General features: G+C 68.8%; 1 protein-coding gene. It reads left to right on the top strand.

Annotation, left to right across the window (positions count from 1 at the left end; all coding sequences use genetic code 11):
• Window positions 1-23 precede the first annotated feature (23 nt).
• A partial coding sequence (locus GXP34_12365; protein NOY56765.1) for an A/G-specific adenine glycosylase occupies window positions 24-645 on the top strand: 622 nt, incomplete at its 3' end.

Below are 645 nucleotides of genomic sequence, written 5' to 3'. Positions count from 1 at the left end.
TCCCTAAGACTGAATTCGAGCAAGTGGAGGCATCGATTCGCAACGCCGCCCTCCTCGAGTGGTACGGCCACACGAGACGCAGTCTGCCGTGGAGGCAGACCGATGACCCGTGGCGGATTCTCGTCAGCGAGGTGATGCTCCAGCAGACTCAGGCCTCGCGAGTGACCGGGGCGTACGTTCGGTTTCTGGACCGTTTCCCCGACCCCGCATCGGCTGCTCGGGCCGACGCTGCGGAGATCCTGGCCATCTGGTCGGGTCTCGGCTACAACACCCGCGCCCTTCGGCTGCGCGAGGCGGCGCGCAGCATCGTGGCCCATGGCTGGCCCACCACCGCCGAGACCTTGCGGTCACTGCCCGGCGTCGGCCCCTACACGGCCGCCGCCGTTGCCTGCTTCGCGTTCGGCGAACAGGTACCGGCAGTCGACACAAACCTGCGTCGCGTGCTCAGCCGCTGGTTCGGACGGCCTCTCGACGGCGCAGAGCTTGCCGATGCCGCCGATACCCAGCTCGCCGACGGCTCGGCGGCAGACTGGAACCAGGCGGTGATGGATCTCGGCGCCACTCTCTGTCGCCCCCGCCGGCCCGTCTGTGCATCCTGCCCGGTGGCCTCCTGGTGCGTGGGGCCCGATGTCTATACCGCCCCGA

The organism is Actinomycetota bacterium (genome assembly GCA_013152275.1).
In the GTDB taxonomy this organism is placed as follows: Bacteria; Actinomycetota; Acidimicrobiia; order Spongiisociales; family UBA4744; genus BMS3Bbin01.
This window is presented reverse-complemented; position numbering and strand designations above follow the sequence as displayed.